Below are 15,816 nucleotides of genomic sequence, written 5' to 3'. Positions count from 1 at the left end.
AAAGCTGAACTATCACCTTAATTCTTTAATTTTTTAATTCTTTCATTATAATTCAGCGAAGATGAATTATTACCTCAACTCTTTCACTTTTATCTATCCTTTAGGTTTGAATATTATAGCAGCAAAGAAACCAAATATTATTGCAGATGAAACTCCTGCACTTACTGTTTTTAAAAGCCCACTAAATATTCCAACAAATCCTGTTTGTTGAGCCTCATTTATAGCTGCTGTTACAAGGGTATTTCCAAAACTACTTATAGGAACAAATGCCCCAGCACCAGCAAATTTAACTAAAGGGTCATATAAGCCAAATCCTCCTAAAACTGCACCAACTACCACTAGAGTACAAGTTGTATGGGCAGGAGTTATTTTTAATGTATCCATTATAAGTTGCCCAATGACACAAATTATACCACCTATTATAAATGCAAAAATAAATTTTTCCATAAGTTAAATCACACCTTCTTTGTTACATTTCTATGGAAACAGCATGAGCAACACAAGGAATACTTTCCTTTTGTTGAAAGGAAATAGGAGACATTAAAGCACCTGTTGCTACAACTAATATCTTTTTTAATTCTCCTTTACGCATGCGGTTAAGTAAATGTCCATAAGTTACAGTAGCAGAACAACCACAACCACTTCCACCAGCAAAACTAGGTTGCTCTTTTGTATATATCAAAAGTCCACAGTCTGTAAATATATCTACTGGCATATTTATATTGTGTTTTTCAAATAGAGCATTAGCAATTTCATGCCCAACTTTTCCTAAGTCACCAGTAGCAATAAGGTCATAATGTGAAGCATCAATATTTAAATCTCTAAAGTGAGCTTCAATAGTATCTACAGCTGCTGGAGCCATGGCAGCGCCAACGTTATAGGGATCCGAAATTCCCATATCTACAACTTTTCCTATAGTAGCAGAAGTTACTTTTGGACCATTTCCTTTTGGAGCAAGTACTGCTGCTCCAGCACCAGTTACTGTCCATTGAGCAGTAGGGGGCCTCTGCACTCCATATTCTGTAGGATATCTAAATTGCTTTTCAGCAGCAGCATTATGACTACTTGCAGCTGTCACAACATATTTTGCAGACTTACTATCTATAAGTTGAGCTGCTAATGCTAAACCTTCCATTGAGCTAGAACAAGCACCAAAAATACCCAAATAAGGAATACCTAAAGTTCTTGCAGCAAAGCTACTAGAAATAATTTGATTCATTAAATCTCCACTAAAGAAAAAGTTAATATCTTCTTTTTGTAAATTTGCTTTTTGTATTGCCCTTTGGCAAGCATGTTCAAGAAGCGCTTTTTCCGCTTTTTCATAGCTATCTTGACCAAGCCATAAATCTTCAGTAAGTATATCAAAATCATCAGCTAAAGCACCGTTGCCTTCAAATGGCCCACCAACAGCTGCAGAAGATAGTATTGTGGGTTTAGAATCAAAAACCCAAGATTGATGTCCTTTAAGCATTTACATCGCCCCCAACCATATTATTATCATTTTTATAGTTGCAACTATAAAAGCAGAAAAAACTCCATAAACAACTATTGCACCTGCAAGACTGAACATGTTTCCAGCTACTCCAAGTACAAAGCCTTCACTTTTATGCTCAATTGAAGCAGAAGCTATAGAGTTAGCAAAGCCTGTAATTGGAACAGCAGATCCGCATCCAGCCCATTGACTAAGATGATCATAAATTCCAAGACCAGTAAATAAAGCAGCAAAAAATATTAAAGCTATATATGTAGGAGCCATTGATGTTTTTTCATCAAAATTGAAATAGTTCATAAATATCCATTGAAAGCCTTGACCAATAGTGCAGATTGCTCCACCTACAAGGAAGGCTCTAATACAATTTTTAAAAATAGGTCTTTTAGGTTCTATGCTTTTTACCAATGCATCATATTGTTGCTGAGAGGTAGTCATTTTTTTCTTTTTCATATTTGACATCTATTTCACCTTCTAACGTAATAAATAGGGTTCTAATTTTAATAGAATTTGTTCTAATTTTTTTGCATCATTTAAGTACATGTTTTTTGCATCTTTATTGTCAGTATCTAGAGAAAACGACATAAGATCCGATTGACTTTTTAGTAGACTTGCATATAGCATTTCTTTAATTTCATTTTTAGGGACTTGTATCATATCATCAAATAGATCTATATATAAGTCTCCAGAAGAATCAACTTGACCTAAAAAAACATTTTCAAGTGAAACGCCCTTGATTTCTAGTTGGGTTGTAAGCCATCCATGATTTAGCCCAGCATTAGTAAGTCCTTCATTTAATATGTTTCCGTCTAGAATAACTGTTTGTGGCTCAACTTTAGGAGCTACTTTTTTCCCTAAGTCATATGAAGTGACGGGCTTTTTATCGGCTTTTAAACTTATGTTTATATCTCCATTTGTTTCCATAAGAGCAAATTCTACATCAGCTAAATTAAATGCTTTTTTAGAACGCAATTGTTGTAAAAATTCTTGACCTGTAATTCTTTCTTTAGATAAGTTATCTTCCATTATTTTTCCGTTTTTAATTAATACTCTTTCTTTACCATGGATTATATTATAAACATATTTACTCTTCATTGAAGCATAGTCTAAGATAAGAGGCATTAAAGCCCAAACAGCTAATGGGACTAATCCCAAGTAAATATTGTTAATTACATTTAAAGAAAGTAAAGAAATTATAATAGCAATTACTGAATAAGAAATAAAATCAAATGGGGTAGACCTGGCAAGGGTTTTCTTTTTTATATATCTTGTTATGACTAATGCTAAAAAAAATAAAACTATTGATTTAAATGATATTATTAACCAAGAACTCATATGCCACCTCACTTAGTTACCTTTATATTGGGGTTCTTCAAACTCCATAACACCTATTCTTTTTTCTAAATCAGTTTTTATCTTATTTATTTCCTTACATGCCTCAATATATATATTTCTAGATTCTTTATCACGTTCTTGTAATGAATACATTTCTAAAGTAGATTCAGCGCCTTTTAATGTAGCTAGTGTTTGTTTTACCTTGGAAATAGCAGTCATATAAAAGCCTCCTTTACATTTATAAAATCTTTCTCATTTACTTTAACCAGTAAGATTGGTTTTAATTCATTTCTTAATATAAATATTTGGATGAATTATAAAAAAAGATAATCAAATGAAAATTAGGTTGAAAGGAATATATTTCAAAATAAAAAGAATATTTATATTGAATATTAAGTTAGATAATGAACAAAATAAAGTTGCGATACAAAATATAAAGGAGGAAATACTATGCCAACAGGAACTAAACTTGAAACAGCTCTAGCTAGCGCAAAAGGATTAGCTGCCGATATGAAGACATTTTCTTTAGACACAGATAACGAACAAGCAAAACAAATGTTTAATCAACTTGCAAGTACAATGGATGGTGTTGAGCAATCACTTCAATCAAGACTTGATTTTGTAAAACAACAAGAACCACAATATAATAAATAGTAAAAATACTCCCATATCTATAAAATCAACTAGGTATGGGAGTATTTTTATGCATATTTTTTATATAAACTTTAAAGCGCTTATAGACCTTAAAATTTACTTCTTTAATAAAATGTAATATTTATTATTTGGTAAATAGGATATTCACTGGGAAATTTAGAATAATGAAATAAAAGTTTAAATAATCAATAATTTCAAGTTTGCTATTTTACATAAATAAATATATTAATTATTTAATAAACCATTTATTTTAATTAGGTAGATTATAAATCAAGATATATATTAAAAGTTAAAAAGTAATTAGTATAAATTTATATAAAATTACAAATGTATGATATTATATAATATAGAATCAAATATATTTAAAACGGAGGAATATTTATGATAAGATTAATAGCATCAGATATGGATGGAACTTTATTAAATAATGACCATGACATAGATATTGAAACTGTAGAGGCAATTAGAAAAGCAGAAGAAGCAGGTATAATATTTGCAATATCTACAGGCAGGGAATATGACAGTGTTAAGGTTTTATTAGACAAACATAACATAAAGGCTCAATGTGTTCTTTCAAATGGAGCAGAATATAGAGATGAAGATGGAAATATTTTAGATGTAATAAATATAAAAGAAGAAAGTGCAAAGAAGATAATTGAAATATTAGATAAAAATAAAATGTCAGCTCGTATATTTACAGAAAAGGGTGTGTTTACGACATCTACAAGAGAAATGGCACTTCAAGAAATTATTTTTAGAACAATGAGTTTTAATCCGTCTTTAACAGAAGAGGAAGCAAGAGAAGTTGCTGAAAATTTAGGTTTCTTTACTTGCTTACAATTTATTGATGATTTAGATAAGTTCTTTGAAGAGGGAGTAGAAGTAAGAAAGTTTGTTGCTTTCCATAGTGATATAGAGCTTATAGATAAGATGAAAAAGGTTCTCGGAGAAATTGAGGGATTAGCTATTTCATCATCATTTAGAGATAATATAGAAATAACTGATATAAATGCTCAAAAGGGAATAATCTTAGAAAAGGTTGCTACTAAGATGGACATAGCAAGAGAAGATGTTATGATATTAGGTGATAGCTTTAATGATTATTCAATGTTTGAAATATTTGAGGAAACTGTTGCAATGAAAAATGCTATACCAGAGGTAAAGGCTATAGCTAAATATATAACAGATAGTAATGATAATTTAGGCGTTGCTAAAGCCATCTATAATGTGATTAATAATGAAATGGATAAAATGCTTAAGGAAAAATAAAATATTAATAATATGTTTACAGAAAATAAACTCAAAGATAATTAATTGTTGATTATCTAAGAGTTTATTCTTGGTTGTAACCAAATATATTAACTTTACTATTGTATAGCTTAGATATAGTGAGATTTAGAAAATTAATTAATTATTTGTAGTAAAATTCGGAGGATAATATGCAGCTTAATATGGATGAGATAGACTCAGTAATTTTTGATATGGATGGAGTTCTATTTGATACAGAAAGAATATATTTAAATGTTTGGACAAGGGTTTGTAAAAAGTACGGTTATAAAATGACTAAGGAAATATATTGTAAAGTTATAGCAACTGGTCGTGAAAATGTTAAGAAGGTATTTAAGAAGGAATTTGGTAGTGATATTCCAATAGAAGAAATGTATAGAGAAAAAGATGAGGCTTTAGCTAAAGAAATAGAAAAGAAGATACCGTTAAAAGAAGGAGCTTATGAGTTACTTACATATTTAAGAAAAAATAATTACAAAATAGCTTTAGCTACTTCAGCAACAAGAGAGAGAATGGAAAAGCAATTAAACAAAGCAAAAATTAAGCATTTATTTGATGATTTAGTGTGTAAAGATGATGTTGAGAAAACTAAACCTAATCCGGATATATTTATAAAGGCAGCAAGCAAGCTTAATGTGAATCCTGAAAATTGTATTGTAATAGAGGATTCACTAGCAGGAATTAAGGCTGCATATAATGGAAATATGAAGGTAGTACATATAGTTGATTTAAAAGAAGCTGATGAACAAATAAAAAAACTTTCTTATAAAAGTTTTAACAACTTAATTGAAGTAAAAGAAGTAATATTCCAGTAGAATAAAGCTTTTAGGCTGGATATGGGAAAAATATAGTTTTTATATTTAGATTTTGTTATATTAACATAAAAGTATACAAATTTGAGAAAAGTATAAAAGTAAAACTAATGAAGGAAGTGTTTGTATGGAAGAAAAATATGATTATATTTTTAAGTGGTTAAAAAATGCAACTAAGGAGGAAAGGCATATAGATGAGATGGAGGCTTTTGCAAAGAAGCATCCGATATTATTTATGAAATTTCATAAGCTATTTAGACCAATAGTACACCTTGATGAAAATAATGAAGAGCATATTGATGCAAAAGAAAAACTTATAAAATTATTCTCAGAAAATGAAGAAGATTTTAAAGTAGTTACTGATGCTGTAAAAAGTAAATTTAAAGGGAAATATTTTTAGAGAATGAATATTTTTATCGTTTTAATTATAAAATTAGTTGGTAAAATTGTGTGGTTTTATAAAGTATATTATAATAAAGTTATAATTAATAAATTTATTGCTAAGTAAAATAAATGAAAGTATTGTAATGACTTTTTATTGAACTATTTAAGGAGATGTATAGTATGAATAATTCACAAAAAAATATAAGTAAAATCAGTAAATTATTTAGTTCAATTGATAATTTTCTAATTGAAGAAAAAGAACAAAAGTTAAAAGCAAAATTAGGTAAAAAAATAAAGGATTCTATATTTACGGATGAAGTTTTAACAAAGCTTAATGAACATGATTTTAGTGGAGTAGCAGATAAAGAGGAAGATGTAGTTATTCTTTTTTCAACGATATTTCCTATATTTATAAAAGACAAAGGAATAATATTTAGATTGTACAAGCACAAAGTTGAAGTAGATTTATCAGATGAAATGAAAGATAGATATATCTATATGTTTTCCGATGGCAGATTAACATCAGGATTATTTAAGTGCTTTAATATTAGTGATGACGAATATGTATATGGAATAAAAAGAATAATAGATGTCATTCCGCTTTTTAAAGCTGCAATATTAGATACTTTATCAAACTATGAAAGTATTATAAATTCAAATAAAAAAATAGATGATTTTAAATCAAAAGAATCAGTAGCTGAAAATAATTATGATGAATTAGTATCATATTTAAAAAAAGAAGAAAATAAATAAAGTTGCTGATTAAGTATTCCTTAGTCAATATGATATTTAATTATTAGATAATGCAGCTAATAATTATTTTAGAGTAGATAAGCTACTAATAAAAGATATTGCATTAATGAATATTTTGAAAAATACAGAAATATTGAAGTCTTTATAAATTTAAAAACAAGCCTAAGAGTGAAAACTAAAATCATTCTTAGGCTTATTATTTTGATTAAAAATAATTAATATTTAATTTGTCATAAATAATATGAGGTTAAAGTTTGAGTGATTAGTATTATTTATAAACTTTTACAGACATGGTTTTAAAAATAGAGTAGAGTTCAAGTCCATTTTCTATAGCCATTTCATTTAAAGATTTTTTAGTTATTAATGCCACTAGTGGAATACCAATATCTAAAACTACCTTTGCGCTATTACCATCTAATATAATATCAGTCACAATTCCTTTATGAACATTTCTTGCACTACTTATAAATGTACCTTTACTTAAGATAATATCTTCAGGACGAATAGAAATTCTAACATTACCTTCTAATTCAGTACTTACTTGTATTTTTACAGAATCAATTAATGCAAAAGTTTCTTCATCTTCAGAAATTAAAGTTGCTTCATAGCTATTTTCATAACCTTTGGATTTTAAAAGATAAATTTCAAATTGGGATTTAGATATACGAAGGTGCTTCCCCATACGATGAGCATCTAAATCTCCACGCTTTATCATTTCATATACTGTACTTTTAGTTATCTTTAATTTTTGAGCAATCTCATCTGGCGTATATAAGATATCTTCATTCATTTCATTCACCTTTTCATTTTATTAGTATAAAAATAATTTAACATATTATTTAAAATATAACAATTAGTAAATGGATTGAAGAATTTAATAACTATTTTTATAGTTATAATTATATTTTTTATATATCTGTTAACTCTAAATATAAAGTTAGATGAAAAGAAATATAAAATTAAAATTCATTGACAATGGGAAATGTTTACAATATAATTATTATTGTTCAGTTTTGTACTGTTTTGTTCTGTTTTGAATTGTTTTATTAAAATTAAATTGGTTTTATTTTATTATAACTATAGTATTTTATAAATTAGGAGTGTGTAAAATGAAAAAGAAAATATCATTAATTTTAAGTATGTTATTATTAGCTTTTTCTGTAGTTGGGTGTAGTAAGGATAATGTTACAGATAATACAAATAACTCACAAGAAAAAGAATCAACTATTACTATTGCAGCAGCAGCAAGTTTAAAAAATTGCATGGATGATAAGTTAATTCCTATGTTTAATGAAAAGTATCCTAATATTAAGGTTCAAGCAACTTATGATAGCTCAGGAAAGTTGCAAACTCAAATTGAAGAGGGAGCAGAAATAGATGTATTTATGTCTGCAGCAACAAAACAAATGGATGAATTAAATAAAAAGGGTTTAATTCAAGAAAGTTCTATTGTCGAACTTCTTGAAAACAAAATTGTACTTATAGTTCCAAAAGAGAATAGTAAAGATATAAAAACTTTTGAAGATATATTAAAATCTGATAAAATAGCTATAGGAGATCCAGAAAGTGTACCAGCTGGACAATATGCAAAACAGTTATTTGAAAATCTTAAAATTTGGGACCAAGTGTCCTCAAAAGCAAGCCTTGGAACAAATGTCACAGAGGTTTTAACTTGGGTTGCTGAGGCAAGTGCTGATTCGGGAATTGTTTATTCAACAGATGCAGCATCAAATGATAAAGTGAAAGTAGTTTTAGAAGCACCAGAAGGAAGCGTTTCTAAGGTGATTTATCCATTAGGAATAGTGAAGGCTACTAAAAATCAAGAAGCAGCAAAAAGCTTTACTGAGTTTTTACAATCTGAAGAAGCAATAAAAGTATTTGAATCTTACGGATTTTCAGGTAATAAATAGGAGAATATAATGGATATATCACCAATAATAATTTCATTAAAGACCGCAACTGTATCTATGGTTTTTACATTTTTATTAGGACTATTCATAGCAAGGTCTATTGTAAAAATAAAATCTGAAAAAATAAAAATGATTTTAGATGGAATTTTAACATTACCATTAGTTTTACCACCTACAGTAATGGGATTTTTTCTTTTACTTATATTTGGAGTAAATAGACCAATAGGTAAACTTTTATTAGAATTTTTAGGAGTAAAAATAGTTTTTTCATGGTCAGCAACTGTAATAGCTTCAGTAGTTATAGCATTTCCTCTTATGTATAGATCTGCAAGAGGAGCATTTGAACAAGTTGATCAAAATTTAATAATGGCTGCAAGAACATTAGGAATGTCAGAAAGGAAAATTTTTTGGCGTATTATTATGCCACTGGCATTGCCAGGAGTTGCTTCTGGTGGGATATTAGCTTTTGCAAGAGGTCTTGGAGAATTTGGAGCTACAGCAATGATAGCTGGAAATATAGCAAATAAGACAAGGACTTTACCACTAGCAATTTATGCAGATGTAGCAGCGGGAGATATGGCATCAGCCACTAATTATGTTTTAATTGTTACTATAATTTCTTTTGCAGTTGTTGTTTTAACAAATTATTTTACTCTTAAGGAAAGAAAATATATTAAGTAAGGAAGAAGATAATGGGTTTATTTGTTAATATAAAGAAAAAACTAAAAGGATTTTCTCTTGATGTTTCTTTTGAAACAAATGGTGATTATCTTGGTATTTTAGGAGCTTCAGGCAGTGGGAAAAGCATGACTCTAAAATGTATTGCTGGAATTGAAACTCCAGATGAAGGCAGTATTATACTCAATGGGAAAGTGCTATTTGATTCTGAAAAAAAGATTAACCTAAAACCTCAAGAAAGAAATATTGGATACTTATTTCAAAATTATGCTTTATTTCCTAATATGACTGTGGAAGAAAATATTGGAATAGGTATAAAAGAATCTAAAAAAGAAAAAGAAATAAAAGTAAAAGAAATCATAAAGTCTTTTCATCTAGAAGGGCTTGAAAAGAAATATCCAAGTCAACTTTCTGGTGGTCAGCAACAAAGAGTTGCTATAGCAAGATGTATAATATATAAACCAGATATATTAATGCTTGATGAACCTTTTTCTGCATTAGATTCATATTTAAAAGAACAGCTACAAACAGAGGTCCTAGAATTTTTGAAATTATATAATGGTGAAGTTCTTATGGTTACTCATAGTAGAGACGAAGTTTATAAGTTTTGTAAAAATATTGTTATTATTAACAAAGGAAATTCAATATTATTAGGAAATACTAAGGAGATTTTTGAAAATCCAAAGCTTAAGGAAGCTGCAATACTTACTGGATGCAAAAATATTTCAAAATGCAAAGTTTTATCTTCAAACAAGATTCATGCTACAGAGTGGGGTATCATTTTAAAAACAGAAAAAGTAATTCCTGAAAATACTAATTATATTGGTATTAGAGCTCATAATTTTGAGTTTGTTGATAATTATGATATAAATAATGAAAAAAACATTATAGAGTGTGAAATAAATAAGGTAGTAGAAAATGTATTTGAATATAATATAATGTTTGTAAATAAAAATTCAATTGAAAAGAATGAAAATAGTGTAATGATATATAAAGTAAAAAAAGAAGAGTGGGATAGAAGAAAAAATAAATTAAATTTATATTTAAGAATACCTGAACGCTCAATTTTATTCTTAGAATAGTATATTTTATGAAAAGCAACATATGATAAATAATAAAAAATCTACGATATAAGCTCGTAGATTTTTTATTATTTAAATATAATTTTTGTATTTTATAAAGTCTATGTTTTCTATAAATTATTTAAAACTGAATCTATTTTTTATAAAAAGTAATTTATTGAGAATATATAATTATATTTAATAATGAAAATATTAGGTGTATTATAAAATAAAAGGCAAAAAGGAGAACTATAATATGAAAAATTTTAATTATTCAATTCCAACTAAAATTTTCTTTGGAAAAGATCAAATAAATGTACTTCCAGATGAAATAAAAAAATATGGAACAAAAGTGCTTTTAGCATATGGTGGAGGAAGTATAAAGAAAATAGGACTTTATGATAATGTTATTAGGCTTTTAAAGGATAACAATATAAGTTTCTTTGAACTTTCAGGTATAGAGCCGAACCCAAGAATAACTAGTGTAAGAAAAGGTATTGATATTTGTAGAGAAAATGATATAGATTTAGTTCTTGCAGTAGGTGGTGGTAGTACTATTGATTGTGCAAAGGTCATTGCAGCTGGAGTTAGCTATGAAGGTGATGCTTGGGATATAGTTTTAGATCCGAGTAAAATAAAAAATGTAATTCCAATAGCAAGTATATTAACTCTTGCAGCAACAGGTTCAGAAATGGATTCAGGAGCAGTAATTACCAATATAGAAACTAACGAGAAATTAGGAACAGGGAATCCAGAAATGGCTCCTAAGTTCTCTATATTAGATCCAACATATACTTTTTCTGTACCAAAAAATCAAACAGCAGCTGGAACAGCAGATATAATGAGTCATATTTTTGAAGTATATTTTAATAATACAGAAGGAGCTTATATTCAAAATAGGATGGCAGAATCACTTTTAAAAACTTGCATTAATTATGGAAGAATAGCTATGGATGAACCTGAAAATTATGAAGCAAGATCAAATCTTATGTGGGCTTCAAGTTTAGCTATAAATGGACTTTTAACTTATGGAAAAGAAACTAATTGGAGTGTTCATCCAATGGAGCACGAATTAAGTGCTTATTATGATATTACTCATGGTGTAGGCCTTGCAATATTGACACCAGCTTGGATGGAATATGTTCTAGATGATAATACAGTAGATAAGTTTGTTGAATATGCTATTAATGTGTGGGATTTAGATAGAAGTAAAGAAAAATATGATTTAGCTAAAGAAGCTATAAATAAAACAAGAGAGTTTTTCATTTCATTAGATATACCTACTACATTAAGAGAAGTTGGAATAAATGAGGAAAAACTTGAAAAAATGGCAAATCAATCAGTAAGAAGAAGAAAAACAATAGGCAACTTTAAACCACTTAATGCTGAGGATGTATTAAATATATATAAAGCTGCTTTATAAGTTGAAGCTTTAATATAAGAAAATTAAATAAAAATAGATTAATAATAAGAAAGTGTATAAAATAAACGTATTTTATACACTTTTTTCATAAATTAGCCACTTTATATCCGAACTATTCATATATTGTATTAAGAGTAATTTATTGGGAGAATTAAAGTGAATTCAAATAAAAATAATAAAATAGAAAGTTTTACAATAAAAAATAGAATAAATGGCGAGAGACTATATCCAGCTTTAAGAAATACAAAGGAAGGCGAAATTTATGGATATATAAATAGTAGAGGAATGTTTGCTATTGAACCAGCTTACTCAAGTGCATATGATTTTAATAGTGGCGGATTAGCTATAGTAAGGGTAGGAGAAAAATTCGGAGCAATTAATAAGAATGGGGAATACGTTATTAAGCCAATTTATGATAGTATCAGCAATTTCAAGGAAAATAGAGCAATTTGGGTATTTGATAATTATATGGGAGTTATTAATGAAAAGGGGAATGTTATAACAAATAAAAGATACAATTTTATAAGTGATTACAGCGACGGAAGAGCCTTTGTTGGATTCAGTAATAATAATGGTAGCTTTAGGTATGGATACATTGATTTAGAAGGATATGATATAATTGCACCAATATATTTAGAAGCTAATAGCTTTAATGAAGGAGTAGCTTTAGTTAAATTTAATGAAAGGGAATATAGGTTAATAAATCCTTATGGTCAAATTGTAAATACGTATAACTATAGCTATGTATCTCAATATGGAGATGGACTTATGGTGTTTGGAAATTCATTTGAAGGTCCTTTAGGTTATATAAATATTAATGGAGAAGTAGTAATTAAACCAAGATTTAAATCAGCACAAGGATTTAGAGATAATGTAGCAATAGTTAGTGAGTCAGACAGCTTCCAAGGTCCATATGGACTTATTGATAAAACTGGAAGATATATATATGAACCTAATTTTAGTGATATTAAGATTCTAGGAGAAGGAAGGGTAGCTTTAGGCATTCCAATAGGAGATGCAGACTTAAAACTTAGAAGTATATATGCAATAGGAGATACAAGTGGAAATAGATTAACAGATTTTAGTTATTTAGCAGTTGGTGATTATAATAATGGATTAGCATATGCATCAGATAAAATGGATACCTTCTTTATCGATTTATCTGGAAATCGGGATGAAAATCTACCTAAGGTTAGCGGAAGTGGTGAATTATTAATAAAGAATGGATTGGTTTATGCTGATATAGATTACTCACCATATTATTTAGATAAGTCTGATAACATAATTTATAAACCAAATGACATTATATATCTAGATAATCGTTATAGTATATTAAAAGAAAAATATAAGCCTAATATCAACTATTTAATATATATACCTATAGTACAAGGAATAAAAGATAAGAACGTAGAAATTGAAATTAATAATAAGCTAAGGGAAATGTCTTATTTTAGACCTAGTGAAAATAATGGTGTTCAATGTAATTTAAATATTACAGAAAATGATGTTCTTAATTATAATTATTATGGTGATTTCAATATAAAATACTTTAGTAATAATTTGTTAGTTTTGGAAATTGAGGGATATCATTATCCACTTGGGGCAGCTCATGGAATGCCATATAGAAAAACTCCAACTATTGATTTAGTGACAGGTAAGTTTTACTCACTAGGAGATTTATTTAAGGGAGGAGTTTACTGGGTAGGAGAATTAAATAAAATTATTAGTGATATGATAGAAAATGATAAGCAATATGAATATGTATTTAAAGATCAATTTAAGGGAATAAAAGAAGATCAAGATTTTTATGTTGATAATAACAATTTATATATTTATTTTCAACCGTATGAAATCGGGCCGTACTCAGCGGGGTTCATAACATTTAAAATTCCTTTTTCTGAAATTCAAGAAATGATAAATAAAGACGGTGATTTTTATAGGGCATTGGTAGGTTAAGGTTTTTATAAAGTGCTGAAATGTTAAATAGAAAAATGAAATAGAATCACTTTATAATAATATAAAATATATGAGAAAGAGACGGTATTTTTAAACCGTCCCTTTTTTATATATGACATTTTCTATTTTATATAGTTAGTGAAATCTAAAATTTAATAATTATTATAGAAAAGTTTACAAATATATGATGATTCATTTGTAATAAAATACAAATTTAGTGTATTAGTAATGCAATTATTGACAAGTAAAAAAAGGAAGAGTATATATTAAAAATACTTAATATGGATATTATAAAAATAATTTAAAGGGGAAATTTAAAGGCACACTAGTCGGATTGTTTTTCCAAGTTATATATGCCAGGTGTTAGAAGAATTATAAATGGTGATATAGAGGAGAAGCAAATCTCTCAGGTGAGCTTGGAAATATTACATTGGGAATTGACTGGATTAATTTAAATTATAAAGATTCAGAAGAAGTATCAGATGCAATAAGAAAAATTATAGCTATAATGAGCTGTGTTTTGGTATTAAATCATTTGGTATTATATAAGGGAAAGGGGAAGTTATGATCACTATATTATTAATTATTATTTATATTGCATTTATTAGTCTTGGTTTACCTGATGCTATTTTAGGATCAGCATGGCCAATGATATATAAGGATTTAAATGTGTCTATATCATCAGCAGGTATAGCTACAATGATTGTTTCAGGTGGAACAATCATTTCAAGCTTTTTTAGTGCAAAAGCAATTAGAAAGTTTGGAACAGGTAAAGTAACTACTTTTAGTGTGTTTTTAACTGCAGCAGCACTACTTGGTATATATCTATCTCCAAATTTTTTATTGATATGTTTGCTTGGCATTCCAATGGGATTAGGTGCAGGAGCAGTAGATTCTGCATTAAATAACTTTGTTGCGCTTCATTATGAGGCGAAACATATGAATTGGCTTCATTGTTTCTGGGGAATAGGTGCAACAACAGGTCCATTTATAATGTCAGTATTTCTTTTAAAAGAAAATGGATGGAGAATGGGATATGCTACAATTGGAAGCATTCAAGTTATTTTAGTAATATGTCTTATATTTTCATTACCTTTATGGAAAAAGTTTGAGTTGAATTCAGGTAATGATGAAGAAACCAAACATGATATTAAGGTTGGAGAGCTAATTAAAATTCCTGGAGCAAAGCCAGCTCTCATATCATTCTTTTGTTACTGCGCTGCGGAATTAACAACAGGTTTATGGGCAAGCTCTTACCTAGTTATAAGCAAAGGGATTGTAGCAGAAAAGGCAGCACAGTGGGTATCACTTTTTTATTTAGGAATTACAATAGGGAGATTCTTATCAGGATTTTTATCAATGAAGTTTAATAATAAGATAATGATTAGAATAGGGCAAGTTATTTGTATATCTGGAATTATTTTATTAATTGTTCCATTTTCAATTTATCTTCAATTATTTGGATTTATATTAATAGGCTTAGGATGTGCTCCAATTTATCCTGCAATGCTTCATGAAACTCCAAATAGATTTGGAAAAGAAATCTCTCAAAGTATAATGGGAATTCAAATGGCAACAGCATATGTGGGAAGTACTTTTATGCCACCAATATTTGGAATGTTTGCAAAGGCTACTACTTTTAGTTTATTACCATACTTTCTATTAATATTAGTGGTTGTGATGTTAATCACATCGGAAATGGTTAGTAAAGTATGTGAAAGTAATGGTGTTGTTAATATAGAAAAGATTCAATAATTATAAAAAATAAAATAAAAAAATAAGTAGTATTAGAATATTGTTTAATACTACTTATTTTTTGTTTATTTAAAGATGAATAGTATTAAAATTTTTATAATTAATCATACTTTAAATATCTATTTAAAGTAAAAAGCTAAAGATTATATGGTTCCAAAATATAATTCATATCGTGAATTAGATAATGGCATAGATAAAACTATTATATAAATAAGAATAATAAAATGCATAAAATAATTATAAATTTCTTATTATATGCATTATATTTAATTATTTTTAGGAAATTATATTATAGAGAGAAAAATTTATTATAAAAATC

Annotated in this window: 18 protein-coding genes; 12 read left to right on the top strand and 6 right to left on the bottom strand. The window is 27.9% G+C overall.

Translation table 11 applies throughout. The features are described 5' to 3' along the window. Window positions 1-93 precede the first annotated feature (93 nt). From spoVAE to J2Z25_RS09985, 5 genes are read right to left on the bottom strand one after another with little or no spacing between them, the layout of a single operon-like run. Window positions 94-447, bottom strand: a complete 354-nt coding sequence (gene spoVAE / locus J2Z25_RS10005; protein ID WP_209740213.1) for a stage V sporulation protein AE — start codon at window positions 445-447, stop codon at window positions 94-96. Window positions 448-469: 22 nt separating this feature from the next. Continuing rightward, window positions 470-1,471 carry a stage V sporulation protein AD gene (gene spoVAD / locus J2Z25_RS10000; RefSeq protein ID WP_008677560.1) on the bottom strand — a complete coding sequence of 334 codons (1,002 nt, stop codon included), beginning with the start codon at window positions 1,469-1,471 and terminating at the stop codon, window positions 470-472. Further along, complete coding sequence (gene spoVAC, locus J2Z25_RS09995; RefSeq protein ID WP_097033277.1) at window positions 1,472-1,951, bottom strand: stage V sporulation protein AC; 480 nt, start codon at window positions 1,949-1,951, stop codon at window positions 1,472-1,474. A gap of 12 nt (window positions 1,952-1,963) precedes the next feature. Then, window positions 1,964-2,824 (bottom strand): DUF421 domain-containing protein, encoded by an 861-nt coding sequence (locus J2Z25_RS09990; protein ID WP_209740211.1) that lies wholly within the window; start codon window positions 2,822-2,824, stop codon window positions 1,964-1,966. Window positions 2,825-2,836: 12 nt separating this feature from the next. Further along, on the bottom strand, window positions 2,837-3,043 hold the full coding sequence (locus tag J2Z25_RS09985; protein ID WP_209740209.1) for a DUF1657 domain-containing protein: 207 nt from the start codon (window positions 3,041-3,043) through the stop codon (window positions 2,837-2,839). 231 nt (window positions 3,044-3,274) lie between these two features. Here J2Z25_RS09985 and J2Z25_RS09980 point away from each other — a divergent pair, with 231 nt between their 5' ends. The 5 genes from J2Z25_RS09980 to J2Z25_RS09960 all read left to right on the top strand — a co-directional run bounded on the left by J2Z25_RS09980 (window position 3,275) and on the right by J2Z25_RS09960 (window position 6,714). Beyond that, window positions 3,275-3,478 (top strand): DUF1657 domain-containing protein, encoded by a 204-nt coding sequence (locus J2Z25_RS09980; RefSeq protein ID WP_008677568.1) that lies wholly within the window; start codon window positions 3,275-3,277, stop codon window positions 3,476-3,478. 381 nt (window positions 3,479-3,859) lie between these two features. Further along, window positions 3,860-4,747 (top strand): Cof-type HAD-IIB family hydrolase, encoded by an 888-nt coding sequence (locus J2Z25_RS09975; protein WP_008677570.1) that lies wholly within the window; start codon window positions 3,860-3,862, stop codon window positions 4,745-4,747. Window positions 4,748-4,917: 170 nt separating this feature from the next. Continuing rightward, window positions 4,918-5,580 carry an HAD family hydrolase gene (locus tag J2Z25_RS09970; protein ID WP_245173224.1) on the top strand — a complete coding sequence of 221 codons (663 nt, stop codon included), beginning with the start codon at window positions 4,918-4,920 and terminating at the stop codon, window positions 5,578-5,580. A 124-nt stretch (window positions 5,581-5,704) separates the two neighbouring features. Then, window positions 5,705-5,977 (top strand): hypothetical protein, encoded by a 273-nt coding sequence (locus tag J2Z25_RS09965; protein ID WP_008677572.1) that lies wholly within the window; start codon window positions 5,705-5,707, stop codon window positions 5,975-5,977. Window positions 5,978-6,141: 164 nt separating this feature from the next. Further along, window positions 6,142-6,714 (top strand): hypothetical protein, encoded by a 573-nt coding sequence (locus J2Z25_RS09960; RefSeq protein ID WP_097033270.1) that lies wholly within the window; start codon window positions 6,142-6,144, stop codon window positions 6,712-6,714. Window positions 6,715-6,982: 268 nt separating this feature from the next. Here the strand turns inward: J2Z25_RS09960 and J2Z25_RS09955 are convergent, their stop codons facing one another. Further along, entirely contained in the window at window positions 6,983-7,504 is a 522-nt protein-coding gene (locus tag J2Z25_RS09955) for an excisionase family DNA-binding protein (RefSeq protein WP_008677574.1), read from the bottom strand. A gap of 319 nt (window positions 7,505-7,823) precedes the next feature. Here J2Z25_RS09955 and modA point away from each other — a divergent pair, with 319 nt between their 5' ends. The 7 genes from modA (at window position 7,824) to J2Z25_RS09920 (ending at window position 15,497) form a co-directional block, all read left to right on the top strand. Then, window positions 7,824-8,624, top strand: a complete 801-nt coding sequence (modA, locus tag J2Z25_RS09950) for a molybdate ABC transporter substrate-binding protein (RefSeq protein WP_097033269.1) — start codon at window positions 7,824-7,826, stop codon at window positions 8,622-8,624. Window positions 8,625-8,633: 9 nt separating this feature from the next. Further along, window positions 8,634-9,305, top strand: coding sequence for a molybdate ABC transporter permease subunit (gene modB / locus J2Z25_RS09945; RefSeq protein ID WP_209740206.1), 672 nt, complete (start codon window positions 8,634-8,636; stop codon window positions 9,303-9,305). An 11-nt stretch (window positions 9,306-9,316) separates the two neighbouring features. Continuing rightward, on the top strand, window positions 9,317-10,384 hold the full coding sequence (locus J2Z25_RS09940; RefSeq protein WP_209740204.1) for a sulfate/molybdate ABC transporter ATP-binding protein: 1,068 nt from the start codon (window positions 9,317-9,319) through the stop codon (window positions 10,382-10,384). Between the two features lie 235 nt (window positions 10,385-10,619). After that, window positions 10,620-11,786, top strand: coding sequence for an iron-containing alcohol dehydrogenase (locus J2Z25_RS09935; protein WP_209740202.1), 1,167 nt, complete (start codon window positions 10,620-10,622; stop codon window positions 11,784-11,786). Window positions 11,787-11,942: 156 nt separating this feature from the next. Next, window positions 11,943-13,742: a WG repeat-containing protein gene (locus J2Z25_RS09930; RefSeq protein WP_209740200.1), complete on the top strand. Its 1,800-nt coding sequence runs from the start codon at window positions 11,943-11,945 to the stop codon at window positions 13,740-13,742. Between the two features lie 430 nt (window positions 13,743-14,172). Then, window positions 14,173-14,310, top strand: coding sequence for a hypothetical protein (locus J2Z25_RS09925; protein ID WP_209740199.1), 138 nt, complete (start codon window positions 14,173-14,175; stop codon window positions 14,308-14,310). After that, window positions 14,307-15,497: an MFS transporter gene (locus J2Z25_RS09920; protein ID WP_209740197.1), complete on the top strand. Its 1,191-nt coding sequence runs from the start codon at window positions 14,307-14,309 to the stop codon at window positions 15,495-15,497. Before J2Z25_RS09925 ends, J2Z25_RS09920 begins: the two co-directional genes overlap by 4 nt. Window positions 15,498-15,816 lie beyond the last annotated feature (319 nt).

Origin of the sequence: Clostridium tertium, assembly GCF_017873245.1 — a bacterium.
Classification (GTDB): domain Bacteria; phylum Bacillota; class Clostridia; order Clostridiales; family Clostridiaceae; genus Clostridium; species Clostridium tertium.
The sequence above is the reverse complement of the archived record's forward strand: the minus strand, read 5'-3'. Positions and strand labels throughout refer to the sequence as shown.